Source organism: Heliophilum fasciatum (assembly GCF_004341395.1).
Classification (GTDB): domain Bacteria; phylum Bacillota; class Desulfitobacteriia; order Heliobacteriales; family Heliobacteriaceae; genus Heliophilum; species Heliophilum fasciatum.
Genome location: NZ_SLXT01000056.1, coordinates 1 through 4,391 on the forward strand (window position 1 = coordinate 1; position 4,391 = coordinate 4,391).

The 4,391-nt window shown below is 42.6% G+C and carries 2 protein-coding genes; both read right to left on the bottom strand.

What is annotated here, in order from left to right; translation table 11 throughout:
• Positions 1–213: 213 nt before the first annotated feature.
• Positions 214–2,283 carry a BREX-4 system phosphatase PglZ gene (gene pglZ / locus EDD73_RS14490; protein WP_131921144.1) on the bottom strand — a complete coding sequence of 690 codons (2,070 nt, stop codon included), beginning with the start codon at positions 2,281–2,283 and terminating at the stop codon, positions 214–216.
• A 5-nt stretch (positions 2,284–2,288) separates the two neighbouring features.
• The gene (locus tag EDD73_RS14495) at positions 2,289–4,145 is read right to left on the bottom strand and encodes a hypothetical protein (RefSeq protein ID WP_131921147.1); all 1,857 of its coding nucleotides are present in this window, start codon (positions 4,143–4,145) and stop codon (positions 2,289–2,291) included.
• Between the last annotated feature and the right edge of the window lie 246 nt (positions 4,146–4,391).

Consider the following 4,391-nt stretch of genomic DNA (forward strand, 5'->3'; position numbering starts at 1 on the left):
ATGGTGGCTCTCGTTCCGTGAACATGGCTCTATTTTCCCGTGAAGGTGGCTCTATTTTTCCGATAAAGTGGCTCTTTCACGCCGAAATACTCACGCAAGAAAGCGGGAATCTTAGCGTTCTTGAACATTGCCATAATTGAAGGGTCTTTGTAGACCGTTGTTGTCGGGAAGTGTTTTCTTAATTTGGTAATATCATACAATGCATTCACCATCCTATATATCAAAATCCATCTTCTCAACGATTTGTTCGGTCGTTTTTCTTCCGAGTTGTTTAGACTCAGTTACCAACTTAGTCTTTGAGAATACAATGAGCGGCACAAGACGTTCTTCAAGTGTTGCTCCGCCGTGAAGCTCATACAACTTCGGTCCCGATTTAGGCAGTCTATTGTAGCCCCGGACAACCCAATAACGGACATTTCGCTCCGCGTTATACACAGCCTCGAATTCCGGTGGTCGAGTCGTATTGGCAGGTTCCTTCGCATATCGCCAATCATCAACTTCACCGCTCCAAGGAAGAGTCTTGTTCAACTTTGCGTTATGTGCCAAGACAGCAAGCCGTGACGAACCATGGTCAGATGTTAGCACCACACGAGAATACTTTGATAGTCCCTCGGCTATACGGTTGAATATGTTTGTAAAGACACCCAGCGTAGCAACAAAGTTTTGCTCAAAGGTACATTTCTCGTGCTTTACCGCACCGTTATGAACAATGTTATCAATTCCGTTGAGGGGGCTGAGTCGCTTACTATCATCCCAGGAAATAGCGTTGAACTCCGTTGAAGAAGGGATGTTTGCATTAGCAACACAGCACGATTCAACATTCATGCCACGGCGTTTTGCCATAGAAAGTATTAACGGATAGTATTCAGCACCCATTCCGTCTACAACCAACAAAGCTATATCATTATCAGCTGAAAAAGTTTGTAATATGGCATTTCTTGCGATGACAGTTGATGGCACAACACTATGTAAAGCCCGCCTTGTAAAAGCTTCCGTTACCCTGTCAGAAATCTTAAGTTTTCTGTATTCATTAAAATATGTATTTAATTCCATATTGCCATAATCGAAATCTACAGAAAGGTAATCCACAAGTGCGGGATACAGTCTCTTCCACCCATCAGCCACACCTATCGTCAAATCGCTTTTCGCAACTCTTCGAATAATCTCTATGCATTCGGCGGTTGTACCGCAGTTCAACCATGGTGCAATATCCTCGTTTGAATAGTTGTTTGTAGCCCTGATAAATTCGATTATCAACGATTCGGTTTCTATGCCGATTTCACGAATTGCTGCAGCGCGTTCTTCGGCAAATCGTCGAGCATTTACATCAGTTATAAGTTGGGTGGCATCTTCAACTATATAACGCCGTAGCAAACTCTGTTTTGTCACATCAGCAGAGAGTACCTTGCTAAGATATGTAGGAGTGGCAATCGTTTTTGACAACCACCAAACATAAGCCGGCCACAACTCATCATCGGGTAATTCATTTAATCGTTTCAGAACCATGCGCAAGTCAGTGTTACTACTATCGAATTGCTCTGCCAAGAATGTAACTGGTGGAGTACCATTCCCCTTAGCCCCAACAATTATCGTTTCAATGGTTCGTTCGGACAAGGAATCGGTTATGCCATAATACCGAGCAGCAAATGTTTTCACATCAACAATTTGCGTTACATTTTTGGAAAGTCCTGCTCGCCTAGCTATAAAGTCTTCCAATGCAACTATAAAGTCACCCGTTGGTGCAAAATCTCCCATACTCTCTATGAGTTTATGAAAACCATTCACGCTATCATTATCGCTATACCATTTACTCGGCACGATAGTCACGGATGGAGGCTGAATATAAGTTGTGCTTCCTAGTAGACTTACGACCTGCAATGAGTTTTCGTATTTGGGATTGGAGTAACGATGTTTTACGCTGTTCCAATTATCAATGCATATAAGGAAAGCAGCATTCAGCTTTTGTGCATCAATACGCCCGAAAAGTGCTGTAATAAATGCCGAAATGTTCCCTTCATCAAGTAGCGACAGATAAGCGTCAATTCCAACGACAACCATTCTGTTACTACTTGCTCTTACCTGTTTATCTATCTCGGCAAAGACATCATTCGGCATTGGAAGATTTGCCGAATCAGGTATGCACTCCAAAACAGACAACACAAGCGAACCGTCTCGTCTGTGGAGGCACAGTAATTCGGCAGCAACATCGTTGTTCGGGTAAATTTCAAGCCGTGTGTCTTTACTTTTACGGTATTGCGAATAGGTGTTTAATGAATAAGCCATGTTATTCACTCCCAAAACAGCAATCCTAATTCCGGATTATCCTGAGCCAGTTGCAATAACTTCTGTTTGAGGAGATCCGGTGACGTTTTCTTAATTTTTTCTGTAACCTGCGGGGCAAACGCACCTTTATACTGTGAGCGAATGAATTCCTGTATATCGGGCTTTGTTTGCCAGTTATTCGGTTGAGTTCCATATTTACTTCTCAAGAAATCAAGCAATGCCGGCAGATTGATGTTCAACTTGACATACCTCTTAGGCACAATATCGGCAATAAAACGACTCTGGCATTCTGCAATACTCAAGGAAGAAAGTCCTTTTAAAACATCAAGCAGTTCGCCGAGTTTATCTGAAGAGAACGCACCAGGGGTTTGAACCGCTGATATGATGTCATTTGCCTCGGAGATGCCATCAAAAAGGTATCGTGCGGGTATTCCCACATTGTTTGCCCATTCGGATGGAGTGTTTTCATCAGAGAACCGCTTCCATTCCTCTTTGAGATTTTGGACAACTGACTCCTTAGCATATTCCTCTATCCGAGAACGCAGGTCATTTAAGAATGTAGCTTCATTACCTGTAAATCCACTCGATAGTCCGTTATATATATCCAGCAATTCCTTATCTGAAATGGTCACGCCGTTCAGTCGTAATTTTAATAGTTCAAGCGACTTCGCTCGGGTAACATCAAAAAATAGTTTCTTGATAACATCAATGCTTTGAGAGAGTGATTCTTTGATGGCACTTGCGTTACCATTATTGCCAAGGTTAGACAAAAACACTGACAACATAGGAAAAGCGGATTCAATGAGAGTCTTTGGGAGTTTATTTGTTGAGATTACAGCGTTACGCAGGGTATCTACTGCTGTTCTGTAGGACACGAATTCCTCAAAACCGATGATAGGCTTGAGAAGTTTTATAACCTCATACTCCTGTTCGGTTTCGGCTATTTCACTTGCAATGTCATTCTTATTCCAAAGCAAACCTGCACTTTCAGCCGCCTTTTCCTTAATTGCTTGGCAATACCCGCACGAAACATCTCCAACGCTCTCGGCGAGTGCTTTTAAAGTGGGAGCATTCTTGTCGACATAAATCTGAAAAGCCGCGACAAAGTTCTCAGGCTTCATATACCCCGATATGGTAGTAATAATGTCGCTATTTTCAAGAATAATTCTTCCGACATCTTTGATTGCGTTTAACCGGTCATCACTCTTGCCGCTTTTGGAACTGGTGCTACCAGCCAAGCAAATATTATCCAACAAATGCTTGATGATAGCAACTTGCGGCTCATTAACCGATTCTAAGTACTCAGTTAAAACCCAAAGCGGAACACGCCCTGATATTTTCTCCACACGGTTTTGTATCAGAAGCAAGGCATCTTCAACGCGACCACTCGCTCCTGCACTGGAAGCACCGAACATCGCAGGTGCCTTTTCTATAAACGCCTTTTCCTCTTTGGATAAACGACATATAAGTTTTTCAAGCTTTATTTTATCGTTGCCGTCATCTTTTACAACTTCTTCGATCATCGCGGCGAGCGTTTCAACATCAAGGGGGCCGGTTTTTTGATTGTTATCCCACTGATACCCGCGAGCAACAATATCTTTCAAAACGAATCCAAGAACAAATGCGCTGAGTACGTTATACTTCATTCCGTAGGGTGCACGTTGCAACTCTATGTAAACCTTGCGAATTGAGAACGTTGATCCCTTGCCAACAGTATTGGCAATCTTTTTTTCAAACAGGTCGCGAATCTTAGCGATTGGGTGGTTCGGATTTTGGGCGAACCATTCCACGTCACCAGTGATACCGCTTGCTTTGAAACTATTAATTAGCTGTTTATATGTTCCAACATAGTTGTCAAACATAATACCAGATTTCGCCCAGCTATTTAATCCGCTATTTCCAAAAGCGGGTAAGTACTGAATCAAATAGTCAACACAGCACGGAAGTACACGACGGACATAATCGCTAACATGCGATTTAAGTGTAGCCCACGATGTGTCGGCGGGTATAACTTGAGTCTGTCTAAAAACCTCCGCATCCCAAGGGTCGATTCATAAAACTCAGTATTCAATGGTATTTTGTGCCATTTAAAGGTATTTTGGCTTCGC

Bases quoted from the DNA above. Each gene is read 5' to 3' on its own strand.
- pglZ (WP_131921144.1), bottom strand. From the start codon at position 2,283: ATGGCTTATTCATTAAACACCTATTCGCAATACCGTAAAAGTAAAGAC.
- EDD73_RS14495 (WP_131921147.1), bottom strand. From the start codon at position 4,145: ATGTTTGACAACTATGTTGGAACATATAAACAGCTAATTAATAGTTTC.